The sequence below is a fragment of the Thioalkalivibrio sp. ALE23 genome (assembly GCF_000378545.1).
In the GTDB taxonomy this organism is placed as follows: domain Bacteria; phylum Pseudomonadota; class Gammaproteobacteria; order Ectothiorhodospirales; family Ectothiorhodospiraceae; genus Thioalkalivibrio.
Window position 1 is genome coordinate 1 of the sequence record NZ_KB900035.1, and the last position, 21,382, is coordinate 21,382.

The following is a 21,382-nucleotide window of genomic DNA, read 5'->3' on the forward strand; positions in this document are numbered from 1 at the left end:
CGGAATGGTGGAGCGCTTCAACGGCCGCATCGCCGACTTGCTGCGGACCCGGCGCTTCGGCTCGGGAGAGCACATGAAGGACACCCTCCAGGACTACCAGCGCCTTTACAACCATCAGATCGGGCAGAAGGCGCTGGGGCACCGAACGCCGGTTGAGACACTCAAGGCCTGGCAACAGGAACGCCCCGATTTATTTCGTAAACGTGTATACAATCAGCCGGGGCCCGACACCTAACAACTAAGTCCAGGCCGCCGCCGCGCTGCGGTAGAACCCGGGATCGGTGGTGGTGGCACCCTGCAGGGTGCACACGCGGGCGGCGAAGTCGAGCGCCCGGTGCAGGGTGCCTTCCCAGCCCCAGCCGCGGCGCAGGCCCAGGATGGCGACGCTGGCGAAGGCGTCGCCGGCGCCTACCGCGTCCTGCATGCCTTCCACCACCGGGGCGCGGGCGCGCACGGGCTGACCGGCGCGCGGATGGATCTTGGCGCCGTCGGCGCCCAGGGTGACGATCAGCGCGGACTGGATGTCGCAGGCCTGCAGGCAGTGATCGGCGCGCTCCGCCGCCGGGGTGTCCGGGAACAGCGTGGCCAGCTCGTCGGCGTTCAGCTTGACCACATCGGCACCCCGGAGCAGGTCGCGCACGTCCTGCGGGTCGTACCAGGGCTCGCGCAGATTGGCGTCGACGAAGCGGCGTTCGCAGCGCCGGCGCAGGGCCGCCAGCAGCTCGCGGTTGCCGCTGCGCAGGGCCAGCGTACCGTGATAGAGCAGCGGGATGCGGGCGGGCACCGCGGGGTCGACCGCCGCAGGCAGGTCGTCATAGGCCTGGTCGGGCAGGATGTGATAAGCGGGTTCGCCGTTCTCCACCGTCACCTGCACCGCGCCGGTGGGGGCCTGTGGGTGCGTATACAGTGCGTCTTCCGCCAGGCCGACCTCGCGCATGGCCTCGCGCACGCGTCGCCCGGCGGCGTCGTTTCCCACACCACCGACGAACAGCACGGGTTCCCCCAGCTGGTGCAGGTTCCAGGCGACGTTGAACGGGGCTCCGCCCAGGACTTCATGGCCGTCCGGAAAACGGTCGAACAGGACTTCACCAAAGATCACGTCGGATGCTTCCGGCATTCTCGAACCCTCCGCTCAGACCGGCGCAACGGCGACGATACGGTCACGGCCCTGGCGTTTCGCGGCCAGCAGAGCCTTGTCGGCCAGCTCGAAGGCGGTACCCTCGGGCGCCTCGGCACGCAGCTCCGTCATGCCGCCGGAGATGGTGACCTTGAGGCGCTTGCTGCCGGCCCTGACCACGATGGCGGCCACTTCGCGACGCAGCTGGTCGGCCTGTTCGCGGGCGGCCTCCAGCGGCTGATGCATCACCATCACGAACTCCTCGCCGCCGTAACGGGCGACGAAGTCGGGCTCACTGACGCGTTCGGCCAGCACCTCGGCGACGGCCTTGAGGATGCGGTCGCCCGAGGTATGACCGTATTCGTCGTTGATACGCTTGAAATGATCGATGTCCCAGACGATCAGGGAGGCCGGGCCGGCATCGGCCGGGAAGGCGGCCATCCGCTGGTCGAAGGCGTGCCGGTTGAGGAGCCCCGTCAGCTTGTCGCGGGTGGCCTCGTCCCGCGCCCGGGACAGTCGGTCATGCAGCCCGGCGACCTGGTTCTCCAGCTCCTGGCTGCGCGCACGCAGGGCCCGGTTGCGCTCCAGGGCTGCCAGCAGTTCGGCCTCGCGGGTATCGCGGAAATCGCGGACCCGGTCGGCGACCCGGTCGAGGCCCTCAACGACCTCGCGGCGCATGGTGTCGATGTCGGTGATGTCGACCACGCGGCCCTTGATGCTGCTGACATCCCCGGAGATGTTCTCGTGCAGCTCGCGGATGGACGTCCGCGTGCGTTCCGAGTGGTCGTGGTCGGCCGACAGGGCCGAATCCACGTCATTCAGGCGCGAACGGATCTCGCCCATCACCTCCGAGAGCTGCTCGCGCTCGGCCAGCGCCTGGCCGCAGTTCTCCTGCAACGCGGAGAACACCCGCGCGAGACTTCGGCGCGTCAGGTCCGCGTCTCCGCGTTCGGCGGCCTGATGGACCTTTGCGAGGTCTTCGGCCAGAAACGTGAAGCCCTGCAACCCGCTCTCCAGCGCGGCCAGCAAACCGGCTTCCAGGTCCTCGCGCTGGTCCTGCTGGCGGATGGTGTCCGCCAGCCGGGCACTCATGCGATCAAGGGCCCGGGTATCCTCGGGGTTGTCTTCGATGGTGCGCGTCAGGTCATGCACCGCGCCCTCGAGATCAGGCTCGCGGGCCGACAGGACGGCCAGGGCGCGCAGGGCCACGCGCCGGAGCGAACGCATGCGCTCGCGCTCGGCATTGAGCGCCGACTCCAGTTCGATGACGTTCTTGCGCAGGTCGTTGTCGGCCATGGCTCTCCCCTGTACGGGCGCCCATTACAGCTGATGGGCGACCTGAATGCCACCGCCGAACCCCGGAAATGCGGCGCGCGGACCGGTCATGCGGGAGCGGTCCCGGCGGCCAGACGTTCGCTCGCGGGGAGCTGGATCTCGACACCCACGGGCAGATGATCGGACAGCGCAACGTTGTAGACCCGCATGTCGGACACGTGCAGGTCCGGGGTCAGCAGGATGTGATCGAACACCCGCTGCGGGTCCCAGGCGGGATAGGTGGCGGGGCAGGCCATGGGTTCCATCAGCCCGGTACGCGCGACCAGACGGCGGATCTCGGGGCTGTCCTGCTGGCAGTTGAGATCGCCCATCACCACCGCGTGCGGCTGATCCTCGATGCGTTCGGCCACATAGTCCAGCTGCTGGCGACGCGCGCGCCGACTCAGCGCGAGGTGCAGCAGGAACAGCACCAGCTCCTCGCCATTCCCCATTGCATACCGCGCCTCCACCGCCCCGCGTCCTGGCAGCGGCCCGGGCAGGCTGTGCATCTGCACATGCACCGGCTCGATCCGTGAGAACAGCGCCAGTGAATGCTTGGCGATCTGGCCCAGATCACGGTTGATGCGGGTATACGTGTGGGGGAAGTCGGCACGGTCGGACAGCCAGCTGGACAGATCGACGAAGCGCGAGCGCAGACTGCCGCCGTCCAGCTCCTGCACGCCGACGATGTCGAAGTCGCGGATGAAGCGGGCGACGCGCTCCAGGTTGGTCATGCGTCCGCCGTACGGCAGCACGTGCTTCCAGCTGTTGGTGACGTAATGATGCAGACGCGATGAATGGATGCCCACCTGGGCATTGAAACTCAGCAGACGCAGTCGCTGGCCCGCAGCCTCCGGCTGCCAGACCAGACCACGGGCGGGTTCGCCAGGCTCCGCGGACGCGCCGTTTTCCGTCATGGTGTCATCCTTCCTGCCCGTCATCCCTCACGGGACTCCTGTTCAGAAGGGGCAGACGAGATCCCCCAAGCGTTCCGTGAGCTTGAGATTTTCAGAATAGTCGACCGGACAGTCGATGACGGTGACTCCGGGGCGCGCCAGGGCGGAACGCAGGGCCTGTTCCAGACTGTCGCCGGGCTCGATGCGCACCCCTTCGGCCCCGAACGACCGGGCTAGGGCAACGAAGTCGGGGTTGCCGAAGTCCACCGAGGCCTTGCGGCCATATTCGCGCACCTGCTTCCACTCGATCAGGCCATAGGCGCTGTCGTTCCACACCAGCACCACGAAATTCTGGCCCAGGCGCACGGCGGTCTCCAGTTCCTGCACGTTCATCAGGAAGCCGGCGTCTCCGGTGACCGCCACGACCTGGCGGCCGGGGTCCAGCGCGGCCGCGGCCACTGCCCCCGGCACGGCGATGCCCATGCTCGCGAACCCGTTGGAGATCAGACAGGTGTTGGGCTGCTCGCAGCGGAACATGCGGGCCATCCACAGCTTGTGGGCACCCACGTCGGTGATCACGACGGCATCCAGTGCGGCGGCGGTGCGCAGATCCCAGATGATCTTCTGCGGCTTCATCGGGACACCGGTGTCCTCCCGATGCTCGTTCATGTCGTCGATCAGCAACTGGCGCAGGGGCCGCAGCACGGTCTCCTCGCGCGGGCTGACCCGCTCCGCGAGATCCCGCAGACAGGTATCCAGATCGCCGATTACCTCGGCCTGGATGTCATAGTGGCCGTCGATCTCCGCCGGGGAGGCATCCACGTGGATCAGGGTGCAGTCACCCTCCGGGTGCCACAGTGACGGCGGGTATTCGACCAGGTCGTAGCCGATACACAGGACCACGTCCGCCTTGTCGAAGCCGAAGTGGACATAGTCGCGACTCTGCAGGCCCACGCTGCCCAGCGCCAGCGGGTGGCGAAACGGCAGCACCCCCTTGGCCATGAAGGTGTTGGCCACCGGGATGTTCAGGGTCCCCGCGAAGTGCGCCAGGGCCTCGCTGGCCCCGGAACGGATCACGCCGTTGCCGGCAAGGATCAGGGGATGGCGGGCATTCTCCAGCAGCCGGGCGGCAGCCGCCAGGGACACCTCGGCCGGCACCGCCGGTGCCCCGGTATGGACCGGAAGCGGGGCCACCGGACAGGGCTGGGAAGCCACGTTTTCCGGCAGCTCGATGAAACTGGCCCCCGGCTTGCCGCCCTCGGCCCACTTGAACGCCTTGCGCAGGACCTCGGGCAGGATCTCGGGCTCCACCACACTGGAGGCGTATTTGGTGACCGGACCGAACAGCCCCTTGAGGTCCAGGACCTGGTGGGATTCCTTGTGCAGCCGATGGGTGCTGGCCTGGCCGGCGATGGCCACCAGCGGCGCGTGGTCCATGTTGGCATCCGCCACACCGGTGATCAGGTTGGTCGCACCGGGCCCCAGGGTCGCCATGCAGACCCCGGCCCGGCCGGACAGGCGGCCGTGGACATCGGCCATGAAGGCCGCGCCCTGCTCGTGGCGGGTGGTGACGAACTCGATCGGCGAGTCCTCGAGGGCATCGAGGACCGCCATGTTCTCCTCGCCGGGCAGGCCGAAGACCCGTTCGACCCCTTCCTGCTCCAGACACTGTACCAGGCGCCGTGCGGTGGTCGGCGACGGATCGGACATGCGTTCCCTCGAGGGTCGGGCCGGGGCGCTCAGCCCCGGGCCTCGGCGATCAGGTGATCGACGATCTCCAGCATCTGCTCGTGACTGGTGGTCATGCTGGCCGAAACCACGGATTCGCCGTTGACCACCATCGACGGGACGCCTTCCAGACGGTACTCGCGGACGCGCTCGGCGGACCGGCCGACCTTGCGCGCCACGTCTTCCGAACGCATGGCCTCGCGGAAGGCGTCGGCATCCTGATCCATCTGGTTGACGAATCGCAGGATCGCGCTCTCCGAGCGCATCTCGCGCCCCTGCTCGTGAATCGCGGTGTAGAACGGCTGGTGAATGGCCTCGACGATATCGAGCTGCTCGGCGGCGTAGTACACGCGCGCATGCAATGCCCAGACATCGTTCAGCGGTGCCGGCATGTACTCGAACTCGACGTCCTCGGGCAGAGTGGCCTTCCACTCCTGCACCAGCGGCTCGAACGAGTAGCAGTGCGGACAGCCGTACCAGAAGGCCTCGACCACCTTGATGCGGCCTTGTTCCAGGCCGTAATCGACGGGCGAGTCCAGGCGCATGAAGTTACGCCCTTCGGCAAAGTCGGCCAGCAGGCGGCCGGACGCCAGCAGGGCGCCCGTACCGGCCAGAGTTCCAAGAAACTGACGACGCTTCATTTACAGTTCTCCGTAGGAATGCAGGCCGGACAGGAACATGTTCACGCCCAGGAAGGTAAAGGTGGTCACGAACAGACCGATGACCGCCCACCAGGCCATGCCCGGACCGCGCCAGCCCTTGGTGAAGCGCATGTGCAGCCAGGCCGCGTAGGTCAGCCACAGGATCAGACTCCAGGTCTCCTTCGGGTCCCAGGTCCAGTAGCCGCCCCAGGCCTCGGCCGCCCACATCGCGCCCAGCACGGTGGCGATGGTGAAGAACGCGAAGCCGATGGCGATGGCCTTGTACATCACCCCGTCCAGCGCATCCTTGCTCGGGATGCGGGCCAGCACACGGGAGTCCGGACGGGTGCGTTCCATGCGGTGGCGCACCAGATAGGCCACGCCCAGCATCGCCGCGATCGCGAATCCGCCGTAGCCGACGAAGTTGGTCGGCACGTGGATCTTCATCCACCAGCTGTTGAGCGCCGGCACCAGCGGTTCGACCATGTGGGCATCACGATCGAACATGTACCACAGCAGGAAGGTGGTAGAGGCCGCGACCACCAGCATCACGAAGGCACCCATGCCCCGCTGGCCGGTACGCTGTTCGTAGTACAGGTACATCAGCGCGATCATCGCGACCATCAGCACGAACACCTCGTAAAGGTTGGCGACCGGGATGTAGCCCCAGCTCGGGTCGTGCAGATAGATCTCGCGCCAGCGCACCATCAGGGCCATCAGGCCCGCACCCGCCGCGATCCAGGCGAAGGCCCCGCCAACGCGGTAAGGGAAGTCGGAACGCGAGAACAGACCCACGGCATAGGCAACCGTGGAGAGGTAGACCATCACGCTCATCCACATCACCCCGGCCTGGCCGGAACCGATGTAGTTGAGCCAGAACACGCTCTCGCCGCGCGCCAGATCATCCCCGTACAGCCAGACCCCGAACAGCGAAAGCGCCGCCACGATGACGGAGAACAGCTGCCAGGGCCGCCAGAACCAGCCCAGCCAAGCGCTCATGCCGGCCGCGAGGATCAGGCCGCCGGTGTCGTAGCGGTCCATCATGTGGCCGTACATGGCATAGGCCGTGACCGCCACCGCCAGGACCAGGGCCATGTAGGCCCAGTCCCGCAGAAGCAGCTGCCGGAAGAATCCGGGCCGTTCGAAATCCAGGGCCTCGTGGGGTACAGACATGGGGCGCTCTCCTCCGACTGCGTGCGACTTAGTCGTTCTTGTTGGTTGCAGAATCCGGCGATTCATCGTCGCCAACGTTCTTCTGCTCGATGATCCACCGTTTAAGATGCGCGAAGCGCTTCTCGAATTCCACCCGGTGACGGTTGCTCGTGCCCGCCATCACCACGTGGGTGCCGCTGCCGTCCTCGTTCGGACGTGCCACGATCCACAGACGCTGGTAGGACACGTAGAACATCAGGAAGATCCCGATGATCAGCATCAGGCTGCCGGTGTACACCGTGCTTTCGCCCGGTGCCTTCGCGATCTGCAGGCCCGAGGCCTCGCGATGGTCGAAGTCGTCCAGGCGGAAGAAATACGGCGAGCCGTAGAAGTTGAGGGCATTGATGGCCGAAACGGCATCTTCCAGCCAGCGCTGTTCCGCCTCGGTGATCGCCACCACGCCTTCTTCCTCCAGGACTTCCATGTACAGGCCCTGGAGCCCGGAGTTCAGGACCTGGAACAGCAGGCCGCCGAGCTGCTCGCGCTGGCCTTCGGGGATGCGCTGCTCGATCTCGGCGTCCACCGCAGGGTAACCGCCTTCGGCGAAGGTCTGCATGAGCATGCTGACGGTGCGCGCGATCGCCTGGCGCCCTTCTTCTCCGCCCATCATGTCCTCCGAACCCCGCGCGGCCTGCTGCGCGACGGCCATGCGGACATCGTCATCGTGAAGCATGGTCAGATAGGTGCGGAAGCGATCCAGCGAGTCATCCGCGTCCGCGGGGATGAACAGGTAGGAAAATTCCTCGGCCGGACTCTCGCGGACACCGCTGAGGAAATATTTCGCCCCTTCCTGCGGGATCGGATTCTGGTAGTTGCGGTAATAGAGCCCCGCGCCGGTGCGGTCCACCAGGCGGAAATCCACGCGCGGGCCGAGGAACACGTTTTCTTCCTCGCCTTCCTCGTTGAGCAGGGCCTGGGTGTTCACCACGGAAAAGTCGATGAACTCGATCGTCAACTCCTCGCCCCCGGGGGCCGGAATATCCATCTCGTCAAAGATCCGGCCCGGAAAGTCCACGCCGCGCAGGGCCCCGGGGCCGAGCGGGATGGCCTCCATTTCGACGCGCGTACCGCCGTCGGCGAAGCTGGACTGATAGATCGCATAGCCATCGTAGATCAGCGGGTCGTTCACGCTGATGGTGGCGCGCAACGGTTCGTCGCGTTCCGGATCATGGATGACCAGGTCACTCTCGTAGGATTGCTCGGCGCCGGTGGAGAAGCGCTCGATCCGGAATTCCTCCAGCTCGACCCGGAACGGCAGATCCTGCACCAGATACCCCTCGCGTACCGGCAGGAAGACCACGTTGGCCGAGGCCCCCTCGGGGATTTCCACGCTGCCGCGGAACGACGGGTTGCTGACCGGGACGCGCGAGATCTCGGGCACCTGCGACTCGGGGATGGAGCGGGTCTCGATCTCGACGTTGCCCATCCACTCGTTGACCTTGAGCAGGAACTGGCCGTCGAGCAGCGCGCCCACGCAGATCACCACGATCCCCACGTGCGTCAGCAGGTAGCCGAGGCGGTTCCAGCGCCCCTTCATCGCGGCGACGACCGTCTCGCCGTCTCGCGTCTTTTCCCGCGCCCGGAAACCCTGGGCCTTCAGAACCCGGCGGGCATGGGCGAGGAAATCCTCCTGCGACTGCCCCAGATCGCCGGTAGAACTGGCCGGGAAGGAACGCAGGGACTTTTCCTTCACCTGCAGGTTGTAGCGGCGCAGGTCCTTGAGGATACCCGGCGTCTGGCGGTAGACACAGAAGGCGGTGGAAACCACCAGGAAGCTCACCACCAGCAGGAACCAGGTCGCCGAATAGACCTGGTAGAGCCCCATCCCGGCGAAGATCTCGTGCCAGAAGGGCCCGAACTGGATCAGGTATTCGGTGTACGGCTCGTTCTGCACCAGCACGGTGCCGATCACCGAGGCGATGGCCAGGGCCACCAGCAGGGTGATCGCGAGGTTCATCGACCCCAGGAATTCGACGATGATCCGGCTGCGGCGCGGGGTCCGGGCCTGACGGCCGGACGAGGACTCGGAGCCCGTCCGGTTGCTGTGTTCGGAGGCCCCTTCGGGCTGATGGGATTCTGCCATGTTCAAACCTGCGTTAATCGCCCCGAATGTGTCGGGACGCGGTCGGAAATTCAATTTCCACGACATTCCGCACGGACGCTGGGTTCCGGCGCTGCGTGAAGGGCGCGGGACCAGACGTCCCGTCTTCCGACTTCATTCCGGTGTCCGGGTTCCCCCGGCATTCTCCGGGCCCCGAAACGACAAGGGGGCGGCCAAAGCCGCCCCCTCGTAAACCGGACGAACCCGGAGCACCGCTGCGCACCCGGGCCGTACGTACCGTGCTCAGTTCGGCTGCAGGCCGGCTATGTACTGGGCCACGGCTTCCATGTCTTCATCCGACATGTTGCCGACGATGCCGCGCATCATCTGGCCGTTGTCGTTGCGACGTTCGCCGTCACGGAACTGCTGCAGCTGGTCCAGGCTGTAGGTCGCGTGCTGACCGGCAACCTTGGGGAACATGGCCTCCGGATTGCCCTGGCCCTGGGCGCCGTGGCAGGCGATGCAGGCGGCCACGCCTTCCGACGGGATGCCGCCGCGATAGATCTGCTCGCCGCGGGCGACCACGCTCTCGTCCGCGGTCTCGGTCGTGATGCTCTGCTCGGCGTAATAGGCCGCCAGGTCCTTCATGTCCTGCTCGCTGAGGTCGGCGACCTCTCCGGCCATCAGGTTATTGTAGCGGAGCTCGCCATCCTGGAAGTCGCGCAGCTGCTTGGCCGTGTACTTCGGGTGCTGCCCGGCCAGCTTGGGCCACTCGGGATTGGTGCTGTTGCCGTCGGCCTGGTGGCAGGCGGCGCAGGACTGCGAGAGTTCCTGACCGCGCTGGGGATCGCCCGCCTGGGCCGCCGAAAGCGGGAGCATCAGGGAGACGGACAGGGCAGCAAAGAGAGCGGAAAGCTTGTGGTTCATGATGGAGAATCTCCTGCTTGTATATGCGTGCCGGGCCTCGACCCGTTCCTTGTGCCCCGTGTAGAAGGGCGATCAAAATCTGGGGCGCAGTTTATAGCACAACGCCAGGGAACCCACAAAAGTTTCCCACTGTCCCGCTCAGCTCAGGATGATTTCGATCATGCAACCTCGTTTTCGTGAAACCGCCTTCTCCCGGGGTGTCTCCCGCCTCGACCAGCTCCCCGCGGACCAGGGGGTCGAGATCGCCTTCGCCGGGCGCTCCAACGCCGGCAAGTCCAGCGCCCTCAACGGTCTGTGCGGGCGCAAGGCCCTCGCACGGGTCGGGCGCACGCCGGGCCGCACCCAGGAAATCAACATCTTTACGCTGCCGCCGGCGGAGGACTGGCGCCTGATCGACCTGCCGGGCTACGGCTACGCGAAGGTCTCCGCGAAACAGCGCGAACACTGGGACCGGCTGCTGGGCGGGTATCTGCGCCGACGCCAGTGCCTGGCGGGGCTGGTCCTGATCATGGACATCCGCCGCCCGCTGACCGACCTGGACTGGCAGATGCTCGAATGGACCGGCGCGAACCGGCGGCTGCACTGCGTACTGACCAAGGCCGACAAGATCTCGCGACAGGAAGCCGAGCGCCAGCTGCACGCCACCCACGCACGCCTGGAAGAGGCCGGAATCGAGGCTTCGCTGCAGACCTTCTCCACGCTGAAGAACCAGGGCGTCGACGACCTGCGCGGGCTGCTGGCGGAATGGCTGGAGGAGGAAACGGCGGAGGACGGGGACAGCGGGGCCGAAGAAAGACCGTGAACAAAAAAGTGCCCCGATCCCGGGGAGGAGGATCGGGGCAACAGCGACCTCGACAGGGGGAGGCGAGGTCTTCCCGCTCAGGGAGAGAAGCGGGGAACGCCGGGCCACGGCGCTCACCCCTTATGACGCTTGACCGGCCGTGAAGTTCCCGGTCCTTCTACTGTCGGACGGGAATGCGTCACAACCCGGGAAAGCGCGCGCAACCGCGGCCCTCACTCGCGTTCCGCATGGGCCTGCAGGGTCGCCACCAGTTCATCCGCCGTAGTCCCGTGCGAATGGATCTCCAGCAGGTCGCCCTCCGGCCCCACCAGGTAGGTGGACGAGCTGTGATCGATCACGTAGCCCATCGCGGACTGGCTGTCGGTCTTCTCGTAGAACACCCCGTACTGCTCCACCACCGGCTCCAGCGCATCGTGCGGGCCGGTGGCCGCCTGGATCCGGGGATGGAAATGGTCGGTGTATTCCGCCAGGTGCTCGCGGTCGTCACGCTCGGGATCCACGCTAACGAACACCGCGCTGACGCGGTCCTCCAGCGACTCGGGGAGCTGCTCCAGCGCCATCCGGATCCATCCGAGGCTGACCGGGCAGGCATCCGGACAGGAGGTATAGCCGAAATAGAGCCACACATACTGTCCTTCCAGATCGCGCAGATCGAAGGCCTCCCCCTCGGTGGAGACCGGCAGCTGGAACGGGCCGCCGGTCACCCGGTCGGCCACCGGGATGTCTTCGTGAGTGGCGGCCTCGCCCGCGGGGGGCTGCCCGGGCACCAGCCATACATACAGCAGCAGCGCGGCCGCGGCGACGGCGGCCAGGGCCCACAGGAGGGTGGTCAGGGGAAGTCGGGACATCGTGCGCAATCCTCGGTGGAAGCCCGTACGTCAGTGGTCGCGGGCGGTCACGAAGCGATACTGTACCCGCGCGGCGTCGCCGTCGCCTTCCGGCAGCACGGTCGCCGCCCAGGTCATCGCCTCGGTGGTGCAGATCGGCAGGGTGGTGGTGCCGGCGTATTCACCCGGGCCCACGCGTTCCAGGCGCGGGCGCTGGAAGCCCATGTACATCTCCACCCCGGCAAAATCCAGCTCGATCCATTCGGGGTCGCGCCCGTCGTGCCCGACATGCCGCAGATGCAGCTCCAGCTCCCGCAGCATGGGGACCGGCCGCGGGGTAATCTCGAGGGTCATCTCGCCTCCCTCGGGGTGCTGAGCGGTACAGGCCCCTTCATTGAGATCGCAGATCTCCGGGGTCACCACCACGACATCGTCGCCGCCGCCCCCGCCGGCCAGGTAGCGGTCCGCCGCCACCCAGCCGGCCGCCAGCAGCAGGCCCGCGACCAGCCACGGGGCCACGCGGTTGAACCCGCGGGCCAGTGATTCGAGATCCGCCATGCTCAGCCTCCGGCTCCGACAGGAGCCTCAGTGGGCATCATCCCAGTTATCTCCGACGCCGATGTCCACCAGCAGCTCGACATCCAGCTCGGCCGCCCCGCCCATCGCGCGGCGGGCCCGCTCGCCCAGGGCCTCCACTGCATCGTCGGCAACCTCGAACACCAGTTCGTCGTGCACCTGCATGATCATGCGGGCATCGAGCCCGTTGCCGTCCAGGTCCTGCGCCATGCGCACCATCGCACGCTTGATGATGTCGGCCGCGGTACCCTGCATCGGGGCGTTGATCGCCACGCGTTCGGCCTGCTGCCGGCGGGCCCCGTTGCGGCTGTTGATCTCGGGCAGGTAGAGCCGGCGCCCGAACAGGGTTTCCACATAGCCCTGCTCGCGCCCGCGCTCGCGCGCCCGCTCCATGTAGTCGTGCACGCCGGGATAGCGGTGGAAATAGCGGTCGATGTACTCCCGCGCCTCGGTCTGCTCGATCCCCAGGTTGTGCGCCAGCCCCCAGGCCGACATGCCGTAGATCAGGCCGAAGTTGATCGCCTTGGCCGCGCGGCGCTGCTCGCCGGTGACCGCATCCGGGTCGACCCCGAAGACCTCCGCCGCGGTGGCGCGATGGATGTCCTGGCCGTCGGCGAAGGCCTGCAGCAGGCCGGCGTCCTGCGACAGATGGGCCATGATCCGCAGCTCGATCTGCGAATAGTCGGCCGCCAGCAGACGATAGCCGGGTGCGGCAATGAACGCCCGGCGGATGCGCCGTCCGGCCTCGGTGCGCACCGGAATGTTCTGCAGGTTGGGCTCGGAGGACGACAGGCGCCCGGTCGCGGCGCCGGCCTGGTGATAGGAGGTATGCACCCGCCCGGTCTCCGGGTGGATACGCCGCGGCAGGGTCTCGGTATAGGTACTGCGCAGCTTGGACAGGCCGCGGTGCTCAAGGATCAGCCGCGGCAGGGCGTAGTCGTCCGCCATCTGCTCCAGCACGTCCTCGGCGGTGGAGGGCTGGCCCTTGGGCGTGCGCCGCAGCACCGGCAGGCCCAGGCGCTCGAACAGGATCTCCTGGATCTGCTTGGGCGAGCCGAGATTGAACTCGGTACCGGCCTCGTCGAAGGCCTCGCGCTCGATGCGCTCCATCTCGCTCAGCAGCTCCTGACTCTGCTCGCCGAGCAGGTCCGGGTCCACCTTCACGCCGGCGCGCTCGATGTCCGCGAGCACCGGCACCAGCGGCATCTCGATCTCGCGGTAGACGAAGGCCGGGCCCTCGGCCTCGTTCAGGCGCGGCCGGAACAGGGCGTCCAGACGCAGGCAGATGTCCGCGTCCTCGCCGGCATAATCGGTGGCGATGCCGACGTCCACCTCGGCGAACGGGATCTGTTTCGCCCCCTTGCCGGCCACGTCTTCGTATTTCGTGATGCGGTGATCCAGATGGCGCTCGGCCAGGGAATCCAGGTCGTGCCGGTTGGCGCCGGCGTCGAGGCAGAACGACTGCAGCATGGTGTCATCGACGATGCCGCGCAGCACGATGCCATGGTTGCCCAGCACGTTGCGGTCGTACTTGAGGTTGTGGCCGAGCTTGCCGTGTTCGGCCGATTCCAGCCACGGCCGCAGGCGCTCTAGGGTCGCCTCGCGCGGGAGCTGCGGATCGGCATCCGGACCGCTGTGGGCCAGCGGCAAGTAATAGGCGGTACCCGCCTCGAACGCGAAGGACATGCCGATCAGCTCGGCCCGCATGGCCTCCAGGCTGCTGGTCTCGGTGTCGAACGCGACCCGCGCGGCGCCCTGCAGGCGTTCCAGCAGCTCGGTGAATGCCGCCTCGTCCCGCACGGTGTGATATTCGGCCGCCTGCCCAGGATCGGCATTACCGTCGTTACCGGAGGCAGCGTCGCCGGCGTCGCCGCCTTCCAGCTCCGCCCGCCAGCGGGAGAACCCGTGGTGGCGCACCCGCTCCAGCAGCTGCTGCGAATCGGGCTCGCGCAGCTCGAGGTCATCGGGGCCCAGCGGCAGTTCGACATCCCGGCGCACGGTGATCAGCTCGCGCGAGGTCGGCAGGCGATCGGCCGCGGCGCGCAGATTCTCGCCGATCTTGCCGCCGATCTCGTCGGCCCGCTCGAGGATGGTGTCGAGGTCGCCGTACTTCGCGATCCATTTGGCTGCAGTCTTGGGCCCGACCTTCTCGACCCCCGGGATGTTGTCCACGCTGTCGCCCATCAGCGCGAGGTAGTCGACGATCTGCTCCGGCTCCACGCCGAACTTTTCGCGCACGCCGGCGGGATCCAGCACCGTGCCGCTCATGGTGTTGACCAGGGTCACGTGGCCGTCCACCAGCTGCGCCAGGTCCTTGTCGCCGGTGGAGATCACCACATCCTGCCCGGCAGCCGCGGCGCGGTCGGCCAGGGTGGCGATCACGTCATCCGCCTCCACCCCTTCCACGCACAGCAGCGGGAAGCCCATCAGCTGCACCAGCTCGTGCAGCGGCTCGATCTGCGCCGCCAGCTCCTCCGGCATCGGCGGCCGGGTGGCCTTGTATTCGGGGTAGATCTCGTCGCGGAAGGTGGGCCCCTTCGCGTCGAACACCACCCCCATGCGCTCGGGGGCATAGTCCGCGCGCAGCTTGCGCAGCATGTTGGCCACGCCGTAGAGCGCCCCGGTGGGGTGGCCGTCGGGGGCGGTCAGCGGGGGCAGGGCGTGGTAGGCCCGGAACAGGTAGGAGGAACCGTCGACCAGGACGAGCGGGGCTTGCGACATCATGCGGATCCGGCTGGGCTTGCGAGGGAAGCATTCTAGCAGGCTGCGGGCCCCGGCCCGAGCAGCGCCGGCGCGATTTGTGCGGCCGTCGGGCCACGGTTAGTCTAGGCGCCCCAGAGTGCAAAGAACGCGCCCCCCCATGAACGATCACGATCGAGCCGAACACCCCGGGCTGCGGCCCATCGACGATTCCTCGCTGACCCGCGAGAGCTGGAAGATCTTCCAGATCATGGCGGAGTTCGTGGAGGGCTTCGAGCGCCTGGCGCACATCAAGCCCTCGGTCAGCGTGTTCGGCTCGGCGCGCATCCCGTCCGATCACCCGGACTACCTGCTTGCGGAACAGATCTCGCGCCAGCTGTCGGACGCGGGCTTCGCGGTGGTCAGCGGCGGCGGGCCGGGCATCATGGAGGCCGCCAACAAGGGCGCGTTCGCCGGCCATTCCCCCAGCATCGGGCTCAACATCCAGCTGCCGCACGAACAACACGCCAACCCCTACCAGGACATTGGCCTGGGGTTCCGGCACTTCTTCTCGCGCAAGGTGATGTTCGTCAAGTACGCCTCCGCCTACGTGGTACTGCCGGGCGGCTTCGGCACCCTGGACGAGCTGGCCGAGATCCTGACCCTGGTGCAGACCGGCAAGACCCGCCGCATCCCGGTCGTGCTGGTGGGCAGCAAGTTCTGGGAAGGCCTGCTGCAGTGGTTCGAGGACGCGCTGGTCACCCATGGGACCATCGATGCCGAGGACCTCAATCTATACTCGGTGGTGGACACCCCCGAGGAGGTCGTGGACGTGATCTTCGAGTACTACGAGGCCCGCAGCTTCGAGCCCTCGGCGGAAGAGAAACAACGACTGATGGAGCTCTGATGATGACGAGCACCCGCGCCACGGCGCTGGCCGCTGCCCTGCTGGGCCTTGTTCTCGCCGCCGGGCCGCTGGCGGCGCAGGACTTCGAAGACGCCCCGCCACCGCCCGACATGCCCGACGAGGCCGCCGGCGACGAGCCCGCGCCGCCGCCGGTGCTGGACGAGCGCGCCCGCCAGCTGCAGGAACTGGAAGAGGCGGACGTCATCATCATGGAGCGCGATGGCGAGCGGCGACGCGAATATCGCGTGGACGGTGATCTGGTGATCGTCGAGGTCACCCCGGCCGCCGGCCCGACCTATTATCTGGTGGACGTCACCGGGGAAGGCGATCTTGAACGCCGCGACGACCTGGCCCCCGGTTTCACCCCGCCCCGCTGGAGGATCCTGGAATGGTAACCACGCAGTCGACCGTGGAACTGCCGGTCGCGGGTGCCGCGGCGCTGGAAGCAGCCTTTGCCGCCGCCCGGGCGGCCGGCGCGCCCGTGGGGCTGCCCGCCGCCGGCGATGCCCCGCAGCTCGACGGGGATCGCGCGCGCTGGGTCCTGGAGCGCGGCAACGCTGCGGAGCCCGGGGCGATCGCCAGCGGTCCCGGCACGCCGGAGGCGCTGGGCCGCCTCGCGGCCCGCTGGCAGGCCTGGCATCCGGCGGAGGCCCTGCCGCAGGACGGCGTCTGGCGCCGCGGGGTACTGCAGCAGCAGCTGCGCGAACGTACCGAAGACCTGAGCGCCACCCTGGACGAACAGGCGCGCGAACAACTGAACCGCGAGCTGCATCATCAGGGGCTGTACCGGTTCGAGGACCTGCCGGTGGCCGGCAGCTTCTGGCGCTCGGTCCGGCGGCACGGCGAATACACCGGACTGGCGGATCTGACGCTCCCGCCGGCCCCCGTTCCGGCGTTCTGGCAACTGGCGCGCATCGCGCTGGCGGTGGCCGTAAGCGAGACGGGCGAGCTCGATCGCGAACGCTACCGCGCCCTGCTGGATGGCTATCACCGCGAGCGCCCGCTGAGCGCGATCGAACGCGGCGCCGCCCCGACGCTCCTGCGCATGGCCGCGCTGGATGACTGGCTGGAACGCATCGAGGCCGGCCACGCGCCCGCGGGCCCCGATCCGCGCCTGGCCGGCCTGCAGGACGCCGGCACCCGGGTGCAGTCGGTATGGGTAAGGCCCGCCGCCTGATGACCCCGCGGGCCTCCCTCGCGGGGCTTGTGGCCCTGGCCATCGCCGGGGCGCCGGGCGTCGGCGTTCTGGCCTCCACCGAGGTCCACCGCTGGGTGGATGAAGACGGTGTGGTGCATCTCTCCGACGAGGCACCCGGCGACGGGCGCAGCGAACGCATCGAGGTTCAGGAGCCGATGGGCGCCGTCCCCCTGGAGAATGCCCGCGAGATCCTCGAACGCCCGATCCGGCGGCCGGGAGAAGACCCGACGGACGACGAGCCGGAGGAAGATGCGGATGCGGACGAAGAGACCGACGATGAAGACGAAACTTCGATCGAGGACGTCCCGGTGCCCGTGGAACTGGTGGATTTCTGAGCCAGCCACGGGCATCGCACCACTTTGATGCACAGAATGCCCTACAATGGGGCAATGACTGCACCTCATCAGAGCGCCACCGCACAACGCCCCCGGACGAAGCGCTGCGACGCCCTCGTGGCCATTCTGGCGCACTTCATGCTTGAAACCGGGTGATGAGCCCGCATACGCCCCCTTCGCCCGCCTCGCTGCCCACCCCCCCGTGGTGGGACGACCTGTCCACGGCCGTGATGGTCACCGACGGGGATCTGCGGCTGCAGGCGATGAACGGCGCGGCCGAGGTCCTGCTGGGCCTCAGCCGCGAGCGCATCCTCGGTCACCCGCTCGGCCAGTGGCTGCATCTGGACCGCAACCTGACCACCCGTCTGCGCAACGCCCTGACCCGGGACCAGCCGATCACCCTGCGTGCGCGGCGCCTGGAACCGCTGCGCGCGGAAAGCTTCCTGGCCGACGTGGTGATCACGCCGCTGCACGGCGAGGGTGACGAACCCGGACGGCTGCTGTTCGAACTCAGCGCGATCGACCGGCACGAGCGCATCTCGCGCGAGGAACAGCTGCAGAAGCAGCAGGCCATCTCGCGCGCAGTCACGCGCGGGCTGGCGCACGAGATCAAAAACCCGCTCGGCGGGCTGCGCGGCGCCGCGCAGCTGCTGGCCGGAGAACTGGACGATCCCGACCTGCGCGAATACACGCGCATCATCATCCATGAGGCCGACCGCCTGCGCTCGCTGGTGGACCGCATGCTCGGCCCCAACAACATGCCGCAGCGCGCCCCCCTTAACCTGCACGAGGTCCTCGAGCATGTGCGCGGCCTGATCAGCGTCCAGCTGCCGCTGGGCGTGAAGATCCGCGGCGACTACGACCCTTCGATCCCGGAGATCGAAGCGGATCGCGACATGCTGGTGCAGGCGCTCCTCAACCTGGTGCAGAACGCCCTGCAGGCGCTGGGCGACGAGGGCGAGATCGTGCTCAGCTCGCGCATCCTGCGCCAGTACACCGTTTCCGGCAAACGCCACCGGCTGGTCGCGCGCCTGAGCGTGCGCGACAACGGGCCGGGAATCCCCGAGGAGGTCCGCGAGCGGATCTTCTTCCCCATGGTCACCGGCCGCGACAGCGGCACCGGCCTCGGCCTGCCGATCGCGCAGAGCTTGGTCCAGCTGCATGACGGCCTGATCGAATGCCATTCACGGCCCGGCTCCACGCGCTTCGACATCCTCCTGCCCGTGGCCGGACCGCCCGCCAGCGAGAGCCCCGACGCATGAATCCGACGGTCTGGATCATCGACGACGACGATTCCATCCGCTGGGTGCTGGAACGCGCCCTGAGCCGATCCGATATCGCGGTGCGCGGGTTCGAGTCCGCCGACGCGGCATGGGCGGCCCTGGAGACGGAAGACACCCCGGATACCATCGTCGCCGACATTCGCATGCCGGGGCTCAACGGGCTCGATTTCCTGGCGCGCATGCAGAGCCGCGGTGACGCGCCGCCGGTGATCATCATGACCGCATTCTCCGATCTGGAGAGCGCGGTGGGCGCCTACCAGACCGGGGCGTTCGAATACCTGCCCAAGCCGTTCGACGTGGACGAGGCGGTGGCCCTGGTGCAGCGTGCCCTGGAGGCCCGCCGTGACAGCCTGGCGGCCGCAACGCCCGACGAGGGCAGCGCCGAGGAAACCCCCATCATCGGCGAGGCGCCGGCGATGCAGGAGATGTTCCGCGCCATCGGCCGCCTGTCACGCTCCAATATCACGGTGCTGATCAACGGCGAATCGGGCACCGGCAAGGAGCTGGTCGCACGCGCGCTGCATCAGCACAGTCCGCGGGCGGGGCAGCCGCTGATCGCCCTGAACACCGCGGCCATCCCCAAGGACCTGCTCGAGAGCGAGCTGTTCGGCCACGAGCGGGGGGCCTTTACCGGCGCCAGCCAGACGCGCAAGGGCCGCTTCGAGCAGGCCGACGGCGGGACCCTGTTCCTCGACGAGATCGGCGACATGCCGTTCGACCTGCAGACCCGCCTGCTGCGGGTGCTGGCCGACGGCACTTTCTACCGGGTGGGCGGGCATACCCCCATCCATACCGACGTGCGCATCATCGCCGCGACCCACCAGGACCTGGAAGAGCGGGTGCGCGCGGGGCAGTTCCGCGAGGACCTGTTCCACCGCCTCAACGTGATCCGCATCCATGTGCCGTCGCTGCGCGAGCGGCCGGAAGATATCCCGCTGCTGGTCAATCATTTCATGAGCGAGGTGGCCACCGAGCTGGGCGTGGAGCCCAAGGTGATGCGCCCCGAGGTGGTCGCGGAGATGCAGCGCCTGCCATGGCCGGGCAATGTGCGCCAGCTGGAAAACACCTGTCGCTGGCTGACGGTGATGGCCTCCGGACGCGAGGTGCACCTGGACGACCTGCCGGCGGAACTGCGCCGCGATGACGCGCCCCGGTCCACGGGCACGCCGCAACCGGGACCGGGACCGGCACAGGCCGTGCCGATCGAACCCCGGGAGTGGACCGATGAACTGGCGCGCGTGGCCCGCGAGCACTGGGAACGCGGTGACCGGGACGTGCTGGGAAGCCTGCAGCCGGCGATGGAACGCACGCTGATCCGCGAGGCGCTGCGAGCCTCGGGCGGACACCGCCAGCAGGCCGCGGCCCTGCTGGGCTGGGGCCGCAACACGCTGACGCGCAAGATCCAGGAGCTGGGTATGAACGAGGAGCGACCGTAACCGGCGGGCCCGGGCGCTGCCGGCGCGTCAGGCGCCGCAGCCGGAGAACCCCTCGTTCAGCTGCAGCCGCCCGGTCAGCTCGCTCACGTGGCCGATCCCGTGGCGGTCCATGTAGTCGTTGATGCCCGCGAGGATCTTCGGCAGGCACAGCGGATCGTAGAACAGACCGGTACCCACGCCCACGGTAGCAGCCCCCGCCAGCAGGAATTCCAGGGCATCCTCGGCGCGGGTGACCCCGCCCTGGCCGATGATCGGGATGCCGTGGGCCTTCGCTACCTGGTGGACCTGGTGGACCTTCAGCAGCGCCACCGGCTTGATCGCCGGGCCCGACAGTCCGCCCTGGTTGTTGCCGATCACCGCGCGGCCGCTCTCGGCATCCACCGCCATGCCCATCAGGGTGTTGATCACGGCAAAGCCGTCGGTACCCGCCTCGATGCAGCGCCGGGCGTTCTCGGCGATGTCGGTCTGGTTGGGCGAGAGCTTGGTGATCAGGGGCTTCTGCGTGACCGAGCGACAGGCCTCGACCACCCGCGCGGACATGTCGGGGTCGTTGCCGAAGGCGACCCCGCCTTCCTTCACATTGGGGCAGGAGATGTTGATCTCGATCGCGTCCACCGGGGAATCGTCGAAGGCCCGGGTGACTGCGATGTATTCCTCGATGGTGGAGCCGGAGACGTTGGCGATGAAGCGCGTCTCGTCGTAATCCAGCCCCGGCAGGATCCCGCCGACCACCTGTTCGACCCCGGGGTTCTGCAGGCCGATGGCGTTGAGCATGCCCTCCGGGGTCTCGTACACCCGGTGCGGGGGGTTGCCGGGCCGTGCGGCCCCGGTGGTGCCCTTGAGGCACACCGCGCCGGCATCGCGGTTGGAAAAGCCGGCCACCCGGGTATATTCCTCGCCGAAGCCGACACAGCCGGACAGCAGCACCAGAGGCGTGTTGAAATGCAGCCCGCAGAATTCCAGGGAGAGCCGCGAATCGTCGCGCGCTTCGCTCATGTTTCACATCGTCCTGTATCAGCCCGAGATCCCGCCGAACACCGGGAACGTCATTCGTCTGGCCGCCAACAGCGGGGCGGCCCTGCATCTGATCCACCCGCTGGGCTTCAGCCTCGACGAGAGCCGGCTGCGCCGCGCGGGGCTGGATTACCGGGAATGGGCCCGGGTCCGCGAGTATGACAGCCTGGCCGCCTGGCGGGAATCCGTGGCCCCGCGGCGGGTGTTCGCGATCACCACGCGCGGCACCTGCCGCTTTGATACCCCGGCGTTCGCCGCCGGCGATGCCTTCCTGTTCGGCCCCGAGAGCCGCGGCCTGCCGCAGCAGGAACTGGACGCGATCCCGGAGGAGCGACACCTGCGGCTGCCGATGCAGCCCGGCAGCCGCAGCCTCAATCTCGGCAATTCGGTCGCGGCGGTGATCTACGAGGCCTGGCGCCAGCTGGACTTCGCCGGCGGCGAATGAGCCG

At 67.9% G+C, this 21,382-nt stretch carries 21 protein-coding genes; 9 read left to right on the forward strand and 12 right to left on the reverse strand.

What is annotated here, in order from left to right:
- Window positions 1–235: integrase core domain-containing protein (locus F573_RS15255; RefSeq protein ID WP_019022511.1), on the forward strand; the 235-nt coding region annotated here is incomplete at its 5' end.
- Window positions 236–238: 3 nt separating this feature from the next.
- On the opposite strand, the gene F573_RS0110285 is transcribed toward F573_RS15255, so the two are convergent.
- The 8 genes from F573_RS0110285 to F573_RS0110320 all read right to left on the reverse strand — a co-directional run bounded on the left by F573_RS0110285 (window position 239) and on the right by F573_RS0110320 (window position 9,876).
- Entirely contained in the window at window positions 239–1,117 is an 879-nt protein-coding gene (locus F573_RS0110285; protein WP_019022512.1) for a PfkB family carbohydrate kinase, read from the reverse strand.
- 15 nt (window positions 1,118–1,132) lie between these two features.
- Window positions 1,133–2,413 (reverse strand): GGDEF domain-containing protein, encoded by a 1,281-nt coding sequence (locus tag F573_RS0110290; protein WP_019022513.1) that lies wholly within the window; start codon window positions 2,411–2,413, stop codon window positions 1,133–1,135.
- A gap of 86 nt (window positions 2,414–2,499) precedes the next feature.
- Entirely contained in the window at window positions 2,500–3,348 is an 849-nt protein-coding gene (locus F573_RS0110295) for an endonuclease/exonuclease/phosphatase family protein (RefSeq protein ID WP_019022514.1), read from the reverse strand.
- Window positions 3,349–3,390: 42 nt separating this feature from the next.
- On the reverse strand, window positions 3,391–5,037 hold the full coding sequence (locus tag F573_RS0110300) for an acetolactate synthase large subunit (protein ID WP_019022515.1): 1,647 nt from the start codon (window positions 5,035–5,037) through the stop codon (window positions 3,391–3,393).
- Window positions 5,038–5,066: 29 nt separating this feature from the next.
- A complete protein-coding gene (locus F573_RS0110305) occupies window positions 5,067–5,696 on the reverse strand; it encodes a thiol:disulfide interchange protein DsbA/DsbL (protein WP_019022516.1) in 630 nt (209 codons plus the stop codon).
- Window positions 5,697–6,869 carry a c-type cytochrome biogenesis protein CcsB gene (gene ccsB / locus F573_RS0110310; RefSeq protein ID WP_018868934.1) on the reverse strand — a complete coding sequence of 391 codons (1,173 nt, stop codon included), beginning with the start codon at window positions 6,867–6,869 and terminating at the stop codon, window positions 5,697–5,699.
- 28 nt (window positions 6,870–6,897) lie between these two features.
- Window positions 6,898–8,991, reverse strand: coding sequence for a cytochrome c biogenesis protein ResB (locus F573_RS0110315; RefSeq protein WP_019022517.1), 2,094 nt, complete (start codon window positions 8,989–8,991; stop codon window positions 6,898–6,900).
- Window positions 8,992–9,252: 261 nt separating this feature from the next.
- A complete protein-coding gene (locus F573_RS0110320; RefSeq protein ID WP_019022518.1) occupies window positions 9,253–9,876 on the reverse strand; it encodes a cytochrome c in 624 nt (207 codons plus the stop codon).
- Window positions 9,877–10,036: 160 nt separating this feature from the next.
- On the opposite strand from F573_RS0110320, the gene yihA reads away from it, so the two are divergent.
- Window positions 10,037–10,678, forward strand: coding sequence for a ribosome biogenesis GTP-binding protein YihA/YsxC (gene yihA / locus F573_RS0110325; protein ID WP_019022519.1), 642 nt, complete (start codon window positions 10,037–10,039; stop codon window positions 10,676–10,678).
- A gap of 212 nt (window positions 10,679–10,890) precedes the next feature.
- Here yihA and F573_RS0110330 read toward each other — a convergent pair whose 3' ends face one another.
- The 3 genes from F573_RS0110330 to polA are packed head-to-tail and all read right to left on the reverse strand — an operon-like array spanning window position 10,891 to window position 14,802.
- The gene (locus tag F573_RS0110330) at window positions 10,891–11,526 is read right to left on the reverse strand and encodes an SCO family protein (RefSeq protein WP_019022520.1); all 636 of its coding nucleotides are present in this window, start codon (window positions 11,524–11,526) and stop codon (window positions 10,891–10,893) included.
- 30 nt (window positions 11,527–11,556) lie between these two features.
- Complete coding sequence (locus F573_RS0110335) at window positions 11,557–12,063, reverse strand: hypothetical protein (RefSeq protein ID WP_019022521.1); 507 nt, start codon at window positions 12,061–12,063, stop codon at window positions 11,557–11,559.
- Window positions 12,064–12,090: 27 nt separating this feature from the next.
- Window positions 12,091–14,802 carry a DNA polymerase I gene (polA, locus tag F573_RS0110340; RefSeq protein ID WP_019022522.1) on the reverse strand — a complete coding sequence of 904 codons (2,712 nt, stop codon included), beginning with the start codon at window positions 14,800–14,802 and terminating at the stop codon, window positions 12,091–12,093.
- Window positions 14,803–14,941: 139 nt separating this feature from the next.
- On the opposite strand from polA, the gene F573_RS0110345 reads away from it, so the two are divergent.
- The 6 genes from F573_RS0110345 (at window position 14,942) to ntrC (ending at window position 19,919) form a co-directional block, all read left to right on the forward strand.
- A complete protein-coding gene (locus tag F573_RS0110345; RefSeq protein WP_018868927.1) occupies window positions 14,942–15,667 on the forward strand; it encodes a TIGR00730 family Rossman fold protein in 726 nt (241 codons plus the stop codon).
- Window positions 15,667–16,062 (forward strand): DUF2782 domain-containing protein, encoded by a 396-nt coding sequence (locus F573_RS0110350; protein ID WP_019022523.1) that lies wholly within the window; start codon window positions 15,667–15,669, stop codon window positions 16,060–16,062. Before F573_RS0110345 ends, F573_RS0110350 begins: the two co-directional genes overlap by 1 nt.
- Complete coding sequence (locus F573_RS0110355; RefSeq protein WP_019022524.1) at window positions 16,056–16,844, forward strand: hypothetical protein; 789 nt, start codon at window positions 16,056–16,058, stop codon at window positions 16,842–16,844. The genes F573_RS0110350 and F573_RS0110355 overlap by 7 nt, the downstream gene beginning before the upstream one ends.
- A complete protein-coding gene (locus tag F573_RS0110360) occupies window positions 16,823–17,200 on the forward strand; it encodes a DUF4124 domain-containing protein (RefSeq protein WP_026300901.1) in 378 nt (125 codons plus the stop codon). The genes F573_RS0110355 and F573_RS0110360 overlap by 22 nt, the downstream gene beginning before the upstream one ends.
- Window positions 17,201–17,355: 155 nt before the next feature.
- Entirely contained in the window at window positions 17,356–18,462 is a 1,107-nt protein-coding gene (gene glnL, locus F573_RS0110365; protein WP_019022526.1) for a nitrogen regulation protein NR(II), read from the forward strand.
- Complete coding sequence (gene ntrC, locus F573_RS0110370; RefSeq protein WP_019022527.1) at window positions 18,459–19,919, forward strand: nitrogen regulation protein NR(I); 1,461 nt, start codon at window positions 18,459–18,461, stop codon at window positions 19,917–19,919. Before glnL ends, ntrC begins: the two co-directional genes overlap by 4 nt.
- A 27-nt stretch (window positions 19,920–19,946) precedes the next feature.
- On the opposite strand, the gene F573_RS0110375 is transcribed toward ntrC, so the two are convergent.
- Window positions 19,947–20,915 carry a dihydroorotate dehydrogenase gene (locus F573_RS0110375; RefSeq protein WP_019022528.1) on the reverse strand — a complete coding sequence of 323 codons (969 nt, stop codon included), beginning with the start codon at window positions 20,913–20,915 and terminating at the stop codon, window positions 19,947–19,949.
- Between F573_RS0110375 and F573_RS0110380 the strand changes: the two genes are divergently transcribed.
- Window positions 20,914–21,378 (forward strand): tRNA (cytidine(34)-2'-O)-methyltransferase, encoded by a 465-nt coding sequence (locus F573_RS0110380; protein ID WP_019022529.1) that lies wholly within the window; start codon window positions 20,914–20,916, stop codon window positions 21,376–21,378. The two genes, F573_RS0110375 and F573_RS0110380, sit on opposite strands and share 2 nt — an antisense overlap.
- Window positions 21,379–21,382 lie beyond the last annotated feature (4 nt).